General features: G+C 46.9%; 16 protein-coding genes and 1 pseudogene. All 17 read left to right on the forward strand.

Features of this window, described 5'->3' with window-relative positions:
- Positions 1–44: 44 nt before the first annotated feature.
- The gene (gene cpsG, locus D8682_RS23970; RefSeq protein ID WP_121815303.1) at positions 45–1,418 is read left to right on the forward strand and encodes a phosphomannomutase CpsG; all 1,374 of its coding nucleotides are present in this window, start codon (positions 45–47) and stop codon (positions 1,416–1,418) included.
- A 119-nt stretch (positions 1,419–1,537) separates the two neighbouring features.
- A complete protein-coding gene (wcaJ, locus tag D8682_RS23975) occupies positions 1,538–2,932 on the forward strand; it encodes an undecaprenyl-phosphate glucose phosphotransferase (RefSeq protein WP_121815304.1) in 1,395 nt (464 codons plus the stop codon).
- Between the two features lie 108 nt (positions 2,933–3,040).
- Complete coding sequence (locus D8682_RS23980; protein ID WP_121815305.1) at positions 3,041–4,513, forward strand: MOP flippase family protein; 1,473 nt, start codon at positions 3,041–3,043, stop codon at positions 4,511–4,513.
- Between the two features lie 80 nt (positions 4,514–4,593).
- Entirely contained in the window at positions 4,594–5,874 is a 1,281-nt protein-coding gene (gene wcaK, locus D8682_RS23985; RefSeq protein ID WP_121815306.1) for a colanic acid biosynthesis pyruvyl transferase WcaK, read from the forward strand.
- On the forward strand, positions 5,871–7,097 hold the full coding sequence (gene wcaL / locus D8682_RS23990; RefSeq protein ID WP_121815307.1) for a colanic acid biosynthesis glycosyltransferase WcaL: 1,227 nt from the start codon (positions 5,871–5,873) through the stop codon (positions 7,095–7,097). The genes wcaK and wcaL overlap by 4 nt, the downstream gene beginning before the upstream one ends.
- Before the next feature lie 9 nt (positions 7,098–7,106).
- Complete coding sequence (gene wcaM / locus D8682_RS23995; RefSeq protein ID WP_121815308.1) at positions 7,107–8,534, forward strand: colanic acid biosynthesis protein WcaM; 1,428 nt, start codon at positions 7,107–7,109, stop codon at positions 8,532–8,534.
- A gap of 177 nt (positions 8,535–8,711) precedes the next feature.
- Complete coding sequence (gene galF, locus D8682_RS24000) at positions 8,712–9,608, forward strand: UTP--glucose-1-phosphate uridylyltransferase GalF (protein ID WP_121815309.1); 897 nt, start codon at positions 8,712–8,714, stop codon at positions 9,606–9,608.
- A gap of 369 nt (positions 9,609–9,977) precedes the next feature.
- Positions 9,978–11,063 (forward strand): dTDP-glucose 4,6-dehydratase, encoded by a 1,086-nt coding sequence (rfbB, locus tag D8682_RS24005; protein WP_121815310.1) that lies wholly within the window; start codon positions 9,978–9,980, stop codon positions 11,061–11,063.
- Positions 11,060–11,962 carry a dTDP-4-dehydrorhamnose reductase gene (gene rfbD / locus D8682_RS24010; RefSeq protein ID WP_121815311.1) on the forward strand — a complete coding sequence of 301 codons (903 nt, stop codon included), beginning with the start codon at positions 11,060–11,062 and terminating at the stop codon, positions 11,960–11,962. Before rfbB ends, rfbD begins: the two co-directional genes overlap by 4 nt.
- A gap of 55 nt (positions 11,963–12,017) precedes the next feature.
- The gene (gene rfbA, locus D8682_RS24015) at positions 12,018–12,896 is read left to right on the forward strand and encodes a glucose-1-phosphate thymidylyltransferase RfbA (RefSeq protein ID WP_121815312.1); all 879 of its coding nucleotides are present in this window, start codon (positions 12,018–12,020) and stop codon (positions 12,894–12,896) included.
- 1 nt (position 12,897) lies between these two features.
- Positions 12,898–13,446, forward strand: a complete 549-nt coding sequence (rfbC, locus tag D8682_RS24020; RefSeq protein ID WP_121815313.1) for a dTDP-4-dehydrorhamnose 3,5-epimerase — start codon at positions 12,898–12,900, stop codon at positions 13,444–13,446.
- Between the two features lie 5 nt (positions 13,447–13,451).
- Entirely contained in the window at positions 13,452–14,426 is a 975-nt protein-coding gene (locus D8682_RS24025; RefSeq protein WP_121815314.1) for an FAD-binding oxidoreductase, read from the forward strand.
- A 15-nt stretch (positions 14,427–14,441) separates the two neighbouring features.
- Complete coding sequence (gene rfbF, locus D8682_RS24030; RefSeq protein WP_121815315.1) at positions 14,442–15,215, forward strand: glucose-1-phosphate cytidylyltransferase; 774 nt, start codon at positions 14,442–14,444, stop codon at positions 15,213–15,215.
- 4 nt (positions 15,216–15,219) lie between these two features.
- Positions 15,220–16,301, forward strand: a pseudogene (gene rfbG / locus D8682_RS24035) (CDP-glucose 4,6-dehydratase).
- 26 nt (positions 16,302–16,327) lie between these two features.
- Positions 16,328–17,641, forward strand: a complete 1,314-nt coding sequence (rfbH, locus tag D8682_RS24040; protein ID WP_121815316.1) for a lipopolysaccharide biosynthesis protein RfbH — start codon at positions 16,328–16,330, stop codon at positions 17,639–17,641.
- A gap of 47 nt (positions 17,642–17,688) precedes the next feature.
- Positions 17,689–18,225 carry a dTDP-4-dehydrorhamnose 3,5-epimerase gene (rfbC, locus tag D8682_RS24045; RefSeq protein ID WP_238392791.1) on the forward strand — a complete coding sequence of 179 codons (537 nt, stop codon included), beginning with the start codon at positions 17,689–17,691 and terminating at the stop codon, positions 18,223–18,225.
- A gap of 8 nt (positions 18,226–18,233) precedes the next feature.
- Positions 18,234–19,112 (forward strand): NAD(P)-dependent oxidoreductase, encoded by an 879-nt coding sequence (locus tag D8682_RS24050; protein ID WP_121815317.1) that lies wholly within the window; start codon positions 18,234–18,236, stop codon positions 19,110–19,112.
- Positions 19,113–19,118 lie beyond the last annotated feature (6 nt).

Genomic DNA, 19,118 nt, shown 5'->3' on the forward strand with positions numbered 1-19,118 from the left:
TGCGCTTATCCGACCTACGAAATCTGTTGCTCCAGGGAGCGAAAATGACACAGAAACTGACCTGTTTTAAAGCCTACGACATTCGTGGTCGCCTGGGCGAAGAGTTGAACGAAGACATTGCTGAACGTATCGGCCGCGCGTATGGCGAGTACCTGAAGCCGAAAACCATCGTGCTGGGTGGCGACGTGCGCCTGACCAGTGAGCGGCTGAAACTGGCGCTGGCGAAAGGGTTGCAGGACGCGGGCGTCGATGTGCTGGATATCGGACTGTCGGGCACCGAAGAGATCTATTTTGCCACCTGGCATCTGGACGTGGACGGCGGCATCGAAGTGACCGCCAGCCATAACCCGATGGACTACAACGGCATGAAACTGGTACGCGAAGGGGCGCGCCCGATCAGCGGCGATACCGGCCTGCGTGATGTGCAGCGTCTGGCGGAAGCCAACGACTTCCCGCCGGTAGATACGGCTGCGCGCGGCAGCTACCAGAAGATTTCGGTGGTTGAGGCGTATATCGACCACCTGTTCTCGTACATCGATGTGGCCAATATCAAACCGCTGAAGCTGGTGATTAACTCCGGTAACGGCGCGGCAGGCCCGATTGTCGATGCCATCGAAGCGCGTTTTAAGCGACTTAATGTGCCGCTGACGTTTATCAAAGTGCACAACCAGCCTGACGGCAATTTCCCGAACGGTATCCCGAACCCGTTACTGCCCGAGTGCCGCGACGACACCCGCAACGCGGTGATTGAACACGGCGCGGATATGGGCATTGCCTTTGACGGTGATTTCGACCGCTGCTTCCTGTTCGACGAGAAAGGGCAGTTTATCGAGGGCTATTACATCGTTGGCCTGCTGGCGGCGGCGTTCCTCGAAAAACAGCCGGGGGCAAAAATCATTCATGACCCGCGCCTGTCGTGGAACACGGTCGATATCGTGGAGCGCGCAGGTGGCACACCGGTGATGTCGAAAACTGGTCATGCGTTTATCAAAGAGCGGATGCGCCAGGAAGATGCGATTTACGGCGGTGAGATGAGCGCCCATCACTATTTCCGTGATTTTGCCTACTGCGACAGCGGGATGATCCCGTGGCTGTTGGTGACAGAACTGTTGTGTCTGAAGGGCAAAACTCTGGGCGAACTGGTGTGTGACCGCATGGCAGCGTGGCCGGCGAGCGGGGAAATCAACAGCAAACTGGCCGACCCGAAAGTTGCGATTGCACGGGTGCAGCAGCACTTTGCGCCACACGCTGAAGAAGTGGACCACACCGATGGCGTGAGCATGGCGTTTGCTGACTGGCGCTTTAACCTGCGGAGTTCAAATACCGAGCCGGTGGTGCGCCTGAATGTGGAATCTAAGCGCAATGAGCAGCTGATGCAGGCACGAACGCAGGAAATTATGGAACTGTTGAATCAGTGATCTGACCAGGCATAGGTCGCCCTCACCCTAGCCCTCTCCCCCAGGAGAGAGGATGTTCTTTGTTCCCTCTTCTGGGGGAGAGGGGCGGGGTGAGGGGGAATTTTAATAAAGGTAAAACGATGACAAACCTAAAAAAGCGCGAGCTACCAAAAACCAACGCATCGTTGATCTCTATGGTGCAACGTTTTTCTGACATCACCATTATGTTTGTTGGGTTGTGGGTGGTGTGTCAGGTCAACGGGTTACCGTTTTTGTACATGCACTTACTGATGGCGCTCCTGGCTCTGGTAGTTTTCCAGATGATTGGCGGAATGACCGACTTTTACCGTTCATGGCGTGGGGTGAGGATCACCAGCGAGCTGATGTTGCTGCTGCAAAACTGGACGTTGAGCCTGATCTTTAGCGCCGGATTACTGGCGTTTAATCCCGACTTTGACGGATCTTTCTGGGTCTACCTGGCCTGGTACGTGCTGACGAGTTTCGGCATGATGCTGTGCCGTTCGTTTATCCGTCTGGGTGCCGGTTGGTTGCGCAATATGGGCTACAACACGCGGCGTATTGCTATCGCCGGTTCGCTCCCGGTGGGTTATACGCTGGCCGAGAGTTTCCGCAACGAACCGTGGCTGGGCTTTGATGTCACGGGCGTGTATGACGACCAGCAACCAGAATCTCCGCATGGTGATTATGCGGGCTGTTTCGCAGATTTAGTGGAACAAGCACGCGCCGGACGTATCGACAATATCTACATCGCGATGGCGATGAGCGAAGAAGTACGCATTAAATCACTGGTGCGTGAGCTAACCGATACCACCTGTTCAGTGATGCTGATCCCCGATGTTTTCACCTTCAATATTCTGAACGCTCGCACTGAAGAAGTTAACGGTGTGCCCGTGGTTCCGCTATTTGATACGCCGCTCAACGGCATTAACCGCGTGCTGAAACGCCTCGAAGACATTGTGCTGTCTGCCATGATCCTGCTGTTTATTTCGCCGGTGTTGTTGTGCATCAGTGCGGTGGTGAAATTGACCTCCCCTGGCCCAGTTATCTTCCGCCAGACACGCTACGGCATGGACGGTAAACCGATCAAAGTCTGGAAATTCCGCTCCATGAAGGTGATGGAAAACGACAGCGTGGTCACGCAGGCCACCAAAGGCGACAAACGTGTGACGCCAGTTGGCAATTTCCTGCGCCGTACTTCTCTGGATGAACTGCCGCAATTTATCAATGTGCTGATGGGGGAGATGTCGATTGTCGGCCCGCGTCCACATGCGGTGGCGCATAACGAGCAATATCGCTCGCTAATTGAAGGCTACATGCTGCGCCATAAAGTGAAACCGGGGATTACCGGCTGGGCGCAAATCAACGGCTGGCGTGGCGAAACCGACACGCTGGAAAAAATGGAAAAGCGCGTGGAGTTTGACCTGGAATACATCCGCGAATGGAGCCTGTGGTTTGACATCAAAATTGTCTTCCTGACCATTTTCAAAGGCTTTGTTAACAAAGCTGCGTATTAGATGACAAACCTTTTGTAGGTCGGATAAGCCTCGCGTCATCCGACACTAACGACGTAAATGGTGGATGACGCATGCGCTTATCCACCCGACACATTAACGGATAACACCATGAGCCTGAGAGAAAAAACCATCAGCGGTGCTAAATGGTCTGCCATCGCCACGGTGATTATTATTAGCCTCGGCCTCGTGCAGATGACTTGGCTTGCACGCATTTTCGACAACCACGAATTTGGTTTGTTGACGGTATCGCTGGTGATTATTGCGCTGGCGGATACGTTGTCGGATTTTGGGATTGCCAACTCAATTATCCAGCGTAAGGAGATAAGCCATCTTGAGCTGACGACGCTGTACTGGCTAAACGTCGGCCTTGGCGTAGTCGTGTTCGCGTCGGTATTTTTACTCAGCGATGTTATCGCCTCGGTGCTGCGTACCCCGGCACTTGCCCCGTTGATTAAGACGCTTTCATTTGCATTTATCATCATCCCGCACGGCCAACAATTCCGCGCATTAATGCAAAAGGAACTCGAGTTTTCAAAGATTGGCTCGATTGAAACCGTTTCAGTGATGGCCGGCTTTAGTGTGACGGTTGGCGCTGCGATGTTTTACCCGTTTGCCATGACCGCGATTATGGGTTACCTGGTCAACACCACGGTACGTACCGCATTGTTTGGCTTCTTTGGCCGCAAAATCTATCGCCCTGGCCTGTATTTCTCGCTGAAATCGGTCAGTTCCAATCTGAAGTTTGGTGCATGGTTAACTGCTGACAGCATTATCAATTATGTGAATACCAATCTTTCCACGCTGGTGCTGGCGCGCATTCTTGGTGCCAGCATCGCCGGTGGTTACAACCTCGCTTACAACGTGGCGGTGGTGCCACCGATGAAGCTGAACCCGATTATCACTCGCGTGCTGTTTCCGGCCTTTGCCAAGATCCAGGACGATACCGACAAGTTACGCATCAACTTCTACAAACTGCTGTCGATTGTCGGGATAATTAATTTCCCGGCACTACTCGGCCTGCTGGTGGTGTCGAATAATTTTGTGCCGCTGGTGTTTGGTGAGAAATGGCAGTTTATTACGCCAATCCTGCAACTGCTGTGCGTGGTCGGGCTGCTGCGTTCTATCGGTAACCCCATCGGCTCGCTGCTGATGGCTAAAGCGCGGGTTGATATCAGTTTTAAATTCAATGTATTCAAAACCTGTCTGTTCATCCCGGCGATTATTGTCGGTGGACATCTCGCTGGCGCATTGGGCGTGACGTTTGGCTTCCTGTTTGTGCAGGTGGTGAACACCGTTCTGAGCTATTTCGTGATGATTAAGCCAGTGCTCGGTTCCAGTTATCGCCAGTACATTCAGAGCATCTGGCTGCCGTTTTATCTCTCTATTCCAACCGTTGTGGTCAGCGCTGCTTTGGGCATCGTCCTTAAAGGGCATCTTTCGCTCGGCCTGCTGGTCAGCGTGCAAATTGCAGCCGGTGTCCTGGCGTTTATCGTGATGCTGGCAGCCTCCCGTAATGCGCTGGTGGTAGAGATGAAGCGCCAGTTCATTCGCATTCACCCTCACTCTAACCCTCTCCCTTAGGGAGAGGGGATCTGCCGGACTCCTCCCTCTCCTGGGGGAGAGGGCTGGGGTGAGGGCGCCCATTTGAAAAAGAGGTCTATATGAAGTTATTGATTCTTGGCAACCACACTTGCGGCAACCGCGGTGACAGCGCCATTCTGCGCGGATTGATTGATGCCATCACCACGATTGATGACAGCGTGCAGGTCGATGTCATGAGCCGTTATCCAGTGAGTTCGGCCTGGCTATTGGGTCGCCCGGTGCTGGGTGACGGTCTGTATAAGCAGATGAAACAACATAACAACGCGGTCGGGCTGATGGGTCGCGTGAAAAAAGTCCTGCGCCGTAAGTACCAGCACCAGGTGTTGATGGCGAAAGCCACTGACAACGGGCGCTTGCGTAATATCTCTATCCCACAAGGGTTTATCGATTTCGTTAAGTCGCTGCAAAAGTATGACGCGATTATTCAGGTCGGTGGTTCGTTCTTTGTCGATTTGTATGGCGTTTCGCAGTTTGAACACGCGCTGTGCAGTTTTATGGCGAAAAAGCCGGTCTACATGATTGGTCACAGCGTTGGACCATTCCAGGACCCGCAATTTAACCACCTGGCGAGCTATGTTTTCGGCCATGCCGAGGCGCTGATTTTACGCGAAACCGTCAGCCTGGATTTGATGAACCAAAGTAACATCGATAGCAGCAAAGTGGAGCAGGGCGTCGATACCGCCTGGTTGGTGGATCATCACAATGACAGTTTTGTGCCGAGCTACGCGGTGCAGCACTGGCTCAATACCATCAAACGCAAGAAAACGGTCGCCATTACGCTGCGTGAACTTGCACCTTTTGACAAACGTCTTGGCACCACGCAGCAAGCCTATGAGCAGGCATTCGCCTCGGTGGTGAATCGCGTGATTGACCAGGGTTATCAGGTACTGGCGCTCTCGACTTGTACCGGTATCGACAATTACAACAAGGATGACCGCATGGTGGCGCTTAACCTGCGGCAGTATGTGAACTCTCCCGAGCAATATCACGTCGTCATGGATGAGCTTAATGACCTGGAAATGGGCAAGATTCTCGGTGAATGTGAGCTGACAGTTGGCACGCGTCTGCATTCCGCCATTATTTCGATGAACTTCGGCACCCCAGCGATTGCCATCAACTATGAACACAAATCCGCAGGCATTATGAAGCAGCTAGGCATGCCGGAAATGGCGATCGAAATCCGCCAGTTGTTGAATGGTTCCTTACAGAGCGTGGTAGCGGATGTGTTAGGGCAATTGCCGGCAATCAATGAACGCCTCGCGCATGCCGTGCGTGCCGAACGTGAAGATGGCCTGCGCATGGTGGAGTCAGTTCTGGCGCGCGTGAAGGGGGTGAAATGAAAGTCGGCTTCTTCTTGCTCAAATTTCCGGTGGCATCCGAGACTTTCGTGCTTAACCAAATCGTCGCGTTCATTGATATGGGCTATGAAGTGGAAATCGTCGCCATTCAAAAGGGCGATTTGACCCATACCCATTCGGCTTTCAAAGAGTACCAGCTCGCCGAGAAAACCACCTGGCTGATGGACGAGCCTGCGGGCAAGGTCGCAAAACTGCAATCCCGCGTGTTGAATACTTTGCGCGGTTCGCTGCGCCCACGAACCTGGCGCGCGCTCAATGCAAAACGCTATGGCGATGAAGCTCGTAATCTGATTCTCTCCTCGATTTGTGGCCGTAACCCACAATCTGTGCAGGCTGACGTCTTTATTGCCCACTTCGGCCCGGCGGGTGTGACAGCGGCAAAACTGCGTGAACTTGGCTTGCTGAAAGGCAAGATCGCCACGGTTTTCCACGGCATCGACATTTCTGGTCGTGAGGCTTTGGCGCATTACACCCCTGAATATCAAAAACTCTTTAGCCGTGGCGACTTGATGTTGCCAATCAGCAATTTGTGGGCAGGGCGTCTGCAAAAAATGGGCTGCCCAGTCAACAAAATTAGCGTGTCACGCATGGGCGTCGATATGGAGCGCTTCTCGCAGCGCCGCGTGAAAGCTCCCGCTAAAACGCTGGAGATTATCTCGGTGGCACGGCTGACCGAGAAGAAAGGGCTGCATGTGGCGATTGACGCCTGCTTGTTGTTAAAAGAGCGCGGCGTGAACTTTCGTTACAACATTCTTGGTATCGGCCCCTGGGAAACGCGCCTGCGCACGCTTATCGAACAGTATCAGCTCGACGATGTGGTGTTTATGCCTGGCTTTAAGCCGAATCACCAAGTGAAAGCGATGCTCGATGAAGCCGACTTATTCTTGCTGCCGTCGGTCACGGGCGAAGACGGCGATATGGAAGGGATCCCTGTCGCGCTGATGGAAGCGATGGCGGTCGGGATCCCGGTGCTTTCTACCGTACACAGCGGTATCCCGGAGTTGATCGATTCGGGGCGTTCTGGCTGGCTGGTGCCAGAAAACGATGCGGGAGCGCTGGCAGATAGCTTGCAGGACTTCTGCAATATCGATGAAAGCGAGCTAAAACCGATGCTGAGTTTGGCTCGTAACAAAGTTGAAACAGAGTTCAATCAAAAAGTTATCTATCAGAACTTAGCTCGCCAGTTACAGATGTTAAGTATGTAATGAGGACGTATGCGTAAACAGTCTAAAACTCCCCACACTTCCTTCTCTTCCTCACGCCGCCAGTTACTCAAAGCCAGTTCCGTGCTGGCCGCGGTGCCATTCATCTTGCCACGTAGCGTGTTCGCGGCAGCGGGCAACAGCGCAATCAGCGTGCAAAAATTCTATAGCGGCGACTGGATTGCCGCCTTCAAACAAGCTTTTACTACGGCTGATACTGTCAGCGTTCCCGCCGATATAGTCTGCGATAACATCAACACTGCGATTTTTATGCCGGAAGGGAAAACCTTGCGGGTTGCGGGTGGTTTGAAGGGCAACGGCAAAGGGCGTTTTGTGCTGCAAGACGGCTGCCAGATTTTGGGCGAGAAGGGCGGGCGGTTTAACAATATCACCCTTGATGTGCGGGGTTCAGACTGCACCATCAAAGGCATTGATATGAGCGGCTTTGTGCCAGTGACGCAAATCTACATCGGCGGCAAAGACCAGCGCACCATGCGCAACCTGGTGATTGATAACATTACGGTACACGATGCGAACTACGCCATTTTGCGGCAGGGTTTCCACAACCGGATGGAAAACGTCAAGATCACCAATGGCCATTTTAGTCGATTGCAGGGTGACGCCATCGAATGGAATGTGGCAATCAACGACCACAATTTGCTTATCTCCGACCATGTGATTGAAAACATTGATTGCACCAATGGGAAGATCAATTGGGGGATTGGCATTGGTCTGGCGGGCAGCACCTACGACAACGAATATCCGGAAGATCAGGCGGTGAAAAACTTTGTTGTTGCCAATATTACGGGTAGCAATTGCCGCCAGCTAGTCCACGTTGAAAACGGTAAACACTTCGTTATTCGCAATATTAAAGCTCGAAATATCAATCATACTTTTAGTAAGAATGCAGGCATCGATAACGCGACAGTGGCTATTTATGGCTGTGATAATTTCGTTATTGATAACGTCGATATGGTCAACAGCGCGGGATTTCTGATTGGTTACGGGGTAATTAAAGGTAACTACTTGTCTATTCCGCAAAATTTTAAACTAAATGATATTACGCTTGATAATACGGACATGCGGCTTAAAAGTAGGGGTATCCAAATTTCATCAGGCAATGCGACATCTTTCGTAGCGATTACCAATGTGGCGATGAAACGGGCAACGCTTGAACTGCATAACAAACCGCAACACTTATTTCTGAGAAACATCGATGTGATGCAGTATTCTGAAGCCGGTCCAGCATTGAAACTAAACTTCGATTTGCGTAAAGACGTGCGTGGCCGCTTTATGGCCAAAGATGATACGTTGCTGTCGCTTGCCAATGTGCGTGCGGTGAACGAGAAGGGCAGTAGTTCGGTTGATATCGACCGGGTAGATCATCAACACGTGAACACCAGTGGATTGAATTTTTCGCTGCCAGCGGTGAATAAGTAGATTGTCAAATCAGATTGCGATTTATCCGAGCTTTTGAAAGGCTTAAATCAAGACTTTAGTTTTGCGTACTTTCTTGAGAACGTTAAGATGAAGGTCTATTTTTTGGGGATCAATTCATGCTGGCATCAGCGCACGAAAAGACTATAATCCCCGAACCATTTTGAGGTGGGTTTGAATATGATTAATTTGAAAGCAGTTATTCCGGTAGCAGGCTTGGGTATGCATATGTTGCCTGCCACAAAAGCGATTCCAAAAGAGATGCTACCGATAGTCGATAAGCCGATGATTCAATATATCGTCGATGAAATTGTGGCTGCTGGTATCAAAGAAATCGTGCTGGTGACGCATTCCTCAAAGAATGCCGTGGAAAACCATTTCGACACCTCATACGAACTTGAAGCTCTGCTTGAGCAGCGTGTTAAACGCCAGTTGCTCGCGGAAGTTCAATCTATCTGCCCACCGGGCGTGACCATTATGAACGTGCGTCAGGCTCAACCGTTGGGTCTTGGTCACTCCATTCTGTGTGCTCACCCTATCATCGGTGATAACCCATTTGTTGTCGTGTTACCTGACGTTATCCTCGATGGTGCCAGCGCTGACCCATTGCGTTATAATTTGGCGGCAATTATCGAGCGTTTCAGAGAAACGGGGCGTAGCCAGGTTCTGGCAAAACGTATGCCGAACGTAGATTTGTCTGAGTACTCGATGATCACCACTGAAGAACCTCTGAGCAACGACGGGCAGATTGGTCGCATTGTTGATTTTGTGGAAAAACCTGACCAGCCACAGACTCTGGATTCCGATCTTGCAGCGGTAGGGCGTTATGTTTTATCTGCAGATATCTGGCCTGAACTTGAGAAAACCGAACCGGGTGCCTGGGGCCGTATCCAGCTTACCGACGCCATTGCGGCACTGAGTAAAAAGCAAGCAGTAGAAGCTGCGTTGATGACCGGCGAAAGCTACGACTGTGGCAAGAAAATGGGTTATATGCAGGCATTTGTGCAGTATGGTCTGCGTAACCATAAAGAAGGCCAGAAGTTCAGGGATAGCATTCAGAAATTGTTAGCTCGTTGATTGCTTTGTAATCAATGAAGATAGGTGTCTGATGAAAAGAACGGCAGTCAAAAGTGGCGGTGTAGTTACAATTTTGTAACTTTACTGCGGCTGACTGCCTTTTTTTTGGATAAAATTGGGTATAACAATTGCCGCTGCGTATTCGAATATTCATCATCCTGAATATCCGAATGTGTTGCAAAATGTAGGTCGCTACCTGGCGAAACGGGTAGTACGAGAAGAAGTTCAGTCCACTGGTAGCTGTTGAGCCAGGGGCGGTAGCATGCCTGGGGCTAAATTTTACTCATACCATCTTTAGCCACACTAAAAATAAACGCCCGATATTTTTTATCGAAGAAAATTATTACAAGATCATAGAGAGACTTTCCCGTGAAAATTCTTGTTACTGGTGGTGCCGGATTTATTGGCTCTGCGGTCGTTCGTCATATTATAAATAAGACTCAAGACAGCGTCGTTAACGTCGATAAATTAACCTATGCAGGTAATTTAGAATCATTAGCTGAAGTATCGACTAATGATCGCTACGCATTTGTTCAGGCTGATATTTGTGACAGAAATACTCTGGATAAAATTTTTGCCGAACACCAGCCGGATTCGGTAATGCATTTGGCTGCTGAAAGCCATGTTGATCGCTCTATCACTGGTCCTGCTGAATTTATCGAAACCAATATTGTTGGCACTTATACGTTGTTAGAAGCGGCTCGCGCATACTGGTCGCAAATGAGTGATGCTCGGAAAACCAATTTCCGTTTCCATCATATTTCTACCGATGAAGTTTATGGTGATTTACCGCACCCGGATGAATGCCCGGCAGGAGCAGAACTTCCGTTATTCACCGAAACAACCTCTTATGCGCCAAGCAGTCCTTATTCTGCTTCTAAAGCATCGAGCGATCATCTAGTTCGTGCCTGGCAGCGTACCTATGGTTTGCCTTGCATCGTAACAAACTGCTCAAATAACTACGGCCCATATCACTTCCCGGAAAAACTCATTCCGTTGGTAATCCTGAACGCCCTCGAAGGCAAAAACTTACCTGTCTACGGCAAAGGCGATCAGATCCGTGATTGGCTGTATGTCGAAGATCATGCGCGTGCGTTGTACACGGTTGTGACTCAAGGTGTGCTTGGCGAGACTTATAATATCGGTGGGCACAATGAGAAGAAAAATCTCGATGTGGTACTGACTATTTGTGACCTGCTCGATGAAATGGTTCCTAAAAACACTTCATACCGTGAACAAATTACCTATGTTGCGGACCGTCCAGGCCATGACCGCCGTTATGCTATTGATGCCAGCAAAATCAGCCATGATTTGAACTGGAAACCACAAGAGACCTTCGAAAGTGGGATTCGTAAAACGGTTGACTGGTATTTAACTAATCAGCAATGGGTCGAAAATATTAAAAGTGGCGCGTATAAATCCTGGATTGAACAGAATTACGGTGAGCGCAAATGAATATTTTATTATTTGGTAAAACAGGGCAGGTTGGTTGGGAGTTACAGCGCTCATTGGCACCGCTCGGGAATATAATCGCAGTCGATGTTCAATCCACTGAGTATTGCGGTGATTTTAGCAACCCAGAAGGGGTTGCAGAAACGGTTCGTCGCGTGAAACCAGATGTTATTGTCAATGCTGCAGCCCATACCGCAGTTGATAAAGCCGAAAGTGAACGTGATTTCGCCCAATTGTTGAATGCCACAAGTGTTGAAGCCATCGCAAAAGAAGCAGAAAAAATTAATGCCTGGCTGATTCATTATTCAACGGACTATGTTTTCCCTGGCGATGGCGACAAACCCTGGATAGAGACCGATGCGACCGCACCGTTAAACACCTACGGTGAAACAAAACTCGCGGGTGAAATTGCCGTACAACAGAATTGCACTAAACACTTAATTTTCCGTACCAGTTGGGTATTTGCTGGAAAAGGTAATAACTTCGCAAAAACCATGTTGCGACTGGCTAAAGAGCGTGAAGAGCTTTCTATTATTAACGATCAATTTGGTGCACCGACTGGCGCAGAGTTATTGGCTGATTGCACAGCTCATGCGATAAATAAGGCTATAGTGAACCCTGAAGTTGCGGGCTTATATCACCTGGTGGCTTCTGGTACGACGACCTGGTTTGATTATGCGAATCTGGTATTTGCAGAAGCAAAAGCAGCGGGTCTGGAATTAGCTGTCATGAAAACGAATCCGGTTCCTACAAGCGCATACCCTACACCTGCGCAACGTCCTCACAATTCACGTCTAGACACTACCAAATTCCAAAAAACCTTTGGTTTAACACTACCGTCCTGGGATTCAGGCGTTAAACGTATGCTAGCGGAAATCTTTGCTGCTTCGAATACGCAATAAATAAAATTAATTAGTTGCCTGAGAGCTAGCTGCTTCATTAAACGGAATATTAAAAATGACTTCACGTAAAGGTATTATTCTTGCTGGTGGTTCTGGAACCCGTTTGTATCCAGTAACCATGGCGGTGAGTAAACAACTGCTGCCTATTTATGACAAACCAATGATTTACTACCCACTCAGTACACTGATGCTGGCGGGTATTCGCGATATTTTGATTATTAGCACTCCTCAGGATACTCCGCGCTTTGAGCAGTTGCTTGGTGATGGTTCCCAGTGGGGGCTAAATCTGCAATATAAAGTTCAGGAAAGTCCTGATGGTTTGGCGCAAGCCTTTATCATCGGTGAAGAATTTATTGGAAATGACAATTGCGCATTAGTACTTGGCGATAACATTTTCTACGGACATGATCTCCAGAAACAACTTGAAAATGCCGTTGCCAAAGAGTCAGGTGCTACGGTATTTGCTTATCATGTTCATGATCCAGAACGTTACGGTGTGGTTGAGTTTGATAAAGAAGGTAAGGCAATTTCTCTTGAAGAAAAGCCCCTTGAGCCAAAAAGCAATTATGCAGTAACGGGACTTTATTTCTACGATAATAGCGTTGTAGAAATGGCGAAAAGCCTGAAACCTTCTCCTCGTGGTGAATTAGAAATTACGGATATTAACCGGATCTACATGGAGCAGGGACGTATGTCCGTGGCGATGATGGGTCGTGGGTATGCCTGGCTGGATACTGGAACACATCAGAGTTTAATTGAAGCAAGTAACTTTATTCAGACCATTGAACTGCGTCAAGGCCTGAAAGTCTCTTGTCCTGAAGAGATTGCTTTCCGTAAAGGTTTTATCGATGCTGAACAAGTTAAAAAATTAGCGGAACCATTATCAAAAAATGACTATGGTAAGTACCTGCTGAAAATGGTTAAAGGTCATTAATATGAATGTCATTAAAACAGCAATCCCAGAAGTAATGATCTTTGAACCGAAAGTCTTTGGTGACGATCGAGGTTTCTTTTTCGAGAGTTTTAGCAAAAAAATATTTGAAGAAGCCATTGGCCGCCAGATTGAGTTTGTACAGGATAACCACTCAAAATCGCGTAAAGGTGTTCTACGGGGTCTGCACTTTCAAAAAGATGAGCACGCACAAGGTAAATTAGTGCGATGTACAGCTGGTGAAGTATTTGATGTCGCTGTTGATATTCGCAAAGGATCGCCAACTTTTAGTCATTGGGTTGGTGTTCATTTGTCGGCAGAAAATAAGCGACAGCTATGGATCCCTGAAGGATTTGCTCATGGTTTTTTGACGATAAGTGAGACTGCCGAGTTTCTTTACAAAGCGACAAATTATTACGCACCGTCAGCTGAAGGTAGCATCCAATGGAATGACGAAACGATTGGCATTGAATGGCCATTGTCAGGTGTTCCAGAATTGTCTGCAAAGGATGCTATCGCCCCATCCCTTAATTCCATCTCTCTACCCGAGTAACAATTGTGTCGCATATCATCAAAATTTTTCCTTCAAGCATTGAATTTAGCGGGAAGGATGACGAATCAATTCTCGACTCTGCGCTTAGCGCCGGTATTCATCTTGAGCACAGCTGCAAGAATGGCGACTGCGGCGTTTGTGAGTCTGAGTTGTTAGCCGGCAGTGCTGTCGATGCAGAAGGTAAGTTATATGGTGAAGGGGATCGTATACTCACCTGCAACTGTAAGCCGAGAAGCAGTCTTGAGTTGCATGCACATTATTTCCCTGAGTTAGCAGGGCAGGTGAAACGAGTGGTGCCATGTAAAGTCAGTTCAGCAATGATGGCATCCCATGATGTATTGAAATTAATTTTACGCACACCGCCAACTTCGAAAACAGGCTTTCTACCTGGTCAATATATTAACTTGCAATTTAAGGGTGTGACGCGCAGTTATTCGATTGCCAATGCAAATGAAAATGATGGCATTGAATTACATATCCGCAATGTTCCAAATGGCCAAATGAGCAGTCTGCTATTTGATGCTCTTCAAGAAAATACGCTTATGCGTCTTGAAGGGCCTTGTGGGACTTTCTTTATCAGATCAAGTGAAAGACCTATTATTTTCCTTGCAGGTGGCACCGGATTTGCACCCGTAAAGGCTATGGTTGAACAATTGCTTGCGGATAAATCAAAACGCGAAATCTATATCTACTGGGGTATGCCAACAGCAAAAGATTTTTATTCGGATTTGCCATCAGAATGGAGTAGTACATTTAATAATGTGCACTTTATTCCTGTTGTTTCAAGTAGTGATGATTCATGGGCCGGACGTAAAGGCTTTGTTCATCGCGCAATAATGGAAGATTTTAACAGTCTTGAGTCCTTCGATATTTATGCTTGTGGATCACCTTTGATGATCGATGCAAGTAAAAAGGACTTTATTGCAAAGAATCTATCTGTAGATAATTTCTATTCCGATGCTTTCACAGCATCTAAGTAAAATAGAGGGTTAGACATGAAAGCGGTGATTTTGGCAGGTGGGCTTGGGACTCGTCTAAGCGAAGAAACAGTTTTAAAACCAAAACCGATGGTTGAAATCGGTGGTAAACCTATTCTGTGGCATATTATGAAAATGTATTCCTCTCATGGAATTCGTGATTTCATTATTTGTTGTGGATATAAGGGATATGTCATTAAAGAGTATTTCGCAAACTATTTCTTGCATATGTCAGATGTGACTTTCCACATGGCTGAAAACCGTATGGAAGTACATCATAAACGTGTTGAACCATGGAATGTCACCCTGGTTGATACCGGTGATTCTTCCATGACTGGTGGCCGTTTGAAACGTGTAGCTGAATATGTCAAAAATGACGAAGCTTTCCTTTTCACCTATGGTGATGGTGTGGCTGATGTCGATATTTCCGCAACGATCGAATTCCATCGTGCGCATGGTAAGAAAGCTACATTGACTGCTACATATCCACCAGGCCGCTTTGGTGCACTGGATATCCGTGATCGCCAGGTTCACTCCTTCAAGGAAAAACCAAAGGGTGATGGCGCATTGATTAATGGTGGTTTCTTTGTTCTTCACCCATCAGTCATCGACTTAATCGATAATGATGCGTCAACCTGGGAACAGGAACCTCTGATGAAGCTTGCCGAGCAAGGTGAATTGATGGCCTACGAGCATACCGGCTTCTGGCAGCCAATGGACACATTACGCGATAAAATCTACCTTGAAGAGCTTTGGGAAAAGGGCAATGCCCCCTGGAAGCGCTGGGAGTAATTGAATGATCGATAAGAATTTTTGGCAGGGTAAGCGAGTATTTATTACCGGCCATACTGGGTTTAAAGGCAGCTGGTTATCGCTTTGGCTGGCAGAGATGGGTGCTGAATTAAAAGGCTACTCGCTGCAAGCACCTACCGAACCGAGTCTGTTCGAAATGGCAAAAATTGGCGATGTCATGGAGTCTGAGATTGGTGATATCAGAGACTTCGAACAACTTCGCAATTCAATGCAGGCATTTAAGCCAGAAATTGTTTTTCATATGGCGGCACAGCCGTTGGTTCGTTTGTCCTATGATGAGCCAATTGAAACCTACTCGACTAATGTGATGGGAACAGTCCATTTGCTTGAAGCTGTTAAGCAGACGGGCGGAGTGAAGGCTGTAGTAAACATCACCAGCGATAAATGTTATGAAAATCGTGAATGGGTGTGGGGTTACCGTGAGCATGAAGCTATGGGGGGTATGATCCTTACTCCAATAGCAAAGGATGTGCCGAACTCGTTGCTGCCGCATATCGCAGTTCTTTCTTTAATCCAACTCAGTATGCAAAACATGGTGTCGCACTTGCTTCGGTAAGAGCGGGTAATGTTATAGGTGGCGGTGATTGGGCAAAAGATCGATTGATCCCGGATATCCTCCGTTCGTGCGAAAATCACCAGTCCGTCGTAATTCGTAATCCGCATTCCATTCGCCCATGGCAGCATGTGCTTGAGCCACTTTCTGGCTACATCCTTATTGCTCAGCACCTGTTTAACGATGGTGTTGAATTTGCAGAGGGATGGAATTTTGGGCCACGCGAAGATGATGCACAACCTGTTGAGTTTATTGTCGATACAGTAGTGAAACTTTGGGGTGAAGACGCAAGCTGGCAACTTGACGGTAAAGACCACCCCCATGAAGCCCATTATCTGAAATTAGATTGCTCGAAGGCGCGCATGCGTTTAGGCTGGCAACCCCGCTGGGGGCTGGTGGAAACATTGGGTCGCATCGTCGAATGGCATAAAGCGTGGAGAAACGGCGAAGATATGCTGGCTTGCACAAAACGCGAAATTCATGACTACATGACATCCTCTTCTTTAAGTTAAGTTTATTAGTAACAGGAACCAGAGCAATGACAGTAAATAACCTGCGTGAACAAATATCCCAACTCGTTGCCCAGTACGCTGATGAAGCATTGAGTCCTAAACCTTTTGTTGCAGGTGCCAGCGTCGTACCGCCATCAGGTAAAGTTATTGGCGCGAAAGAATTGCAACTGATGGTTGAGGCTTCATTAGATGGTTGGTTAACAACCGGTCGCTTCAATGACGCATTTGAAAAGAAACTGGGTGAATTCATTGGTGTTCCGTATGTATTGACCACAACTTCTGGTTCATCTGCTAACTTGCTGGCATTAACCGCGCTGACTTCACCAAAATTAGGCGATCGTGCCCTTAAACCAGGCGATGAAGTGATTACCGTTGCTGCTGGTTTCCCAACTACAGTTAACCCAGCCATCCAGAACGGTTTGATTCCAGTATTTGTTGATGTTGATATCCCAACTTACAACATTGATGCTTCGCTGATTGAAGCTGCTGTCACTGACAAATCTAAAGCAATTATGATTGCCCACACTTTGGGTAACGCATTTAATCTAACAGAAGTGCGCCGTATTGCTGATAAATACAATTTATGGTTGATTGAAGATTGTTGTGATGCGTTGGGTACAACCTACGATGGTCAAATGGTGGGAACTTTCGGTGATATCGGAACAGTAAGCTTCTATCCTGCACACCATATTACTATGGGTGAAGGTGGTGCGGTATTTACTAAATCAGGTGAACTGAAAAAGCTGATTGAATCTTTCCGTGACTGGGGCCGTGATTGTTATTGCGCACCTGGTTGTGATAACACTTGCGGTAAACGCTTTGAGCAGAAATTAGGATCATTACCACATGGCTATGATCACAAATATACCTATTCTCATCTTGGCTATAACCTCAAAATTACTGACATGCAGGCAGCTTGTGGTCTTGCGCAGTTAGAACGTGTAGAAGAGTTCGTTCAAAAACGTAAAGAGAATTTCGCCTACCTGAAACAGGGTTTACAGTCTTGCGTAGAATTCCTGGAACTGCCTGAAGCAACCGAGAAATCTGAACCATCATGGTTTGGTTTCCCTATCACACTAAAAGAAACTAGTGGTGTGAACCGTGTTGATTTAGTTAAGTTTCTTGACGACGCCAAAATCGGTACCCGCTTATTGTTTGCTGGTAATCTGACCCGCCAGCCATATTTCGAAAATGTGAAATATCGTGTAGTTGGTGAGTTAACTAATACCGACCGTATTATGAATCAAACTTTCTGGATTGGTATTTATCCGGGCCTGACAACTGAACATTTAGATTATGTTGTCAGCAAGTTCGAAGAGTTCTTTGGTTTGAATTTCTAATTACATATACTAAGGATAAGAGAGTGGAAACTCTCTTATTTATTTAAATGAAAATTACAGAATTACAGATACCAGGTTGTTTTTTGATTGAATCACCAAAGTTTGGTGATGCAAGAGGAAGTTTCGTAAAAACATATCATGAAGCGATTTTTAGTGAACTTGGTATTGATATGAAAATTGCCGAAGAATTTTATTCCTTTTCAAAGAAAGATGTAATTAGAGGAATGCATTTTCAGTTACCACCAAGTGATCATGATAAATTAGTTTATTGTGCAAACGGCTCTGTATTAGATGTCTTTTTAGATATTCGGAAAGACTCTAAAACATTTGGACAATATCTCGCAATTGAACTATCTGCGATGAATGCCAGGAGTTTATTCTTGCCAAGTGGTATAGCACATGGTTTTTTATCTCTCGAAGATAATAGTCTGATGGTTTATAAAACCAGTACTGTTCATAACCCAATTAAAGATGCCGGTATTTCGTGGGACAGTTTTGGATTTAAGTGGCCAGTAAAATCCCCCATAATTTCTGATAGGGATTTAAAACATACGAGCTATACTGATTTTAATAATCCATTTTGAGATTAAAAATGAAAATACTTTTGACGGGTACTACAGGATATATTGGCCAAAAAACTGCTGAATTTCTTGCAAATTCCGGACACGATATTCACTCTGTTGTTAGAAAATTACCTGAAAATGTGCATTTGTTGAACGAGAATAAAATAAAGTATTATCTTCTTTCGCAATCATCGATCAAAGATATTGTTTTTGATGTCAAACCCGAAATAGTAGTTCATATAGCATCAAAATTTCTGGCAGTACATAACTATGATGATATTGATGATTTAATATCAAGTAATATTATCTTCCCTACGCAATTACTTGAAGCGATGTGTCTCGCCGGGGTTAAGAATTTTATCAATACAGGAACATCATGGCAGCATTATAATTCAGAGAGCTATAATCCAGTCAACTTATACGCAGCAACTAAACAAGCATTTGAAGATATTATTAAGTATTATACTGACACAAATAAAATTAAAAGCATTACGCTTAAAATATATGATTCCTATGGGCCCCAGGATAACAGAGGAAAGCTTATATCTTTATTAGATCGACTTGCGACTTCTCAGGAAAAATTAGAGATGTCTCCAGGTCAACAAAAAATTAGTTTGGTACATGTTAATGATATTTGTCGTGCATTTCATATCGCTGTAGATGATATTATTGAACGGGATCTTGGATATAATATTCAGTATGGGCTAATGAACGATGAAAAAATATCTCTTATGGAGTTAGTATCTGTATACGAAAGTGCGAACAATTGCAATTTAAATATTATCTGGGGGGGGCGTGAATACAGAGAGCGTGAGGTTATGTACCCTGCGGAAAATCTCAACACCTTACCAGGTTGGTCCCCCCAGATATCGCTCTTGGATGGCCTTAAAATTTCTAACAGATCTTAACCACTG

The organism is Buttiauxella sp. 3AFRM03 (assembly GCF_003675305.1).
Taxonomy (GTDB): domain Bacteria; phylum Pseudomonadota; class Gammaproteobacteria; order Enterobacterales; family Enterobacteriaceae; genus Buttiauxella; species Buttiauxella ferragutiae.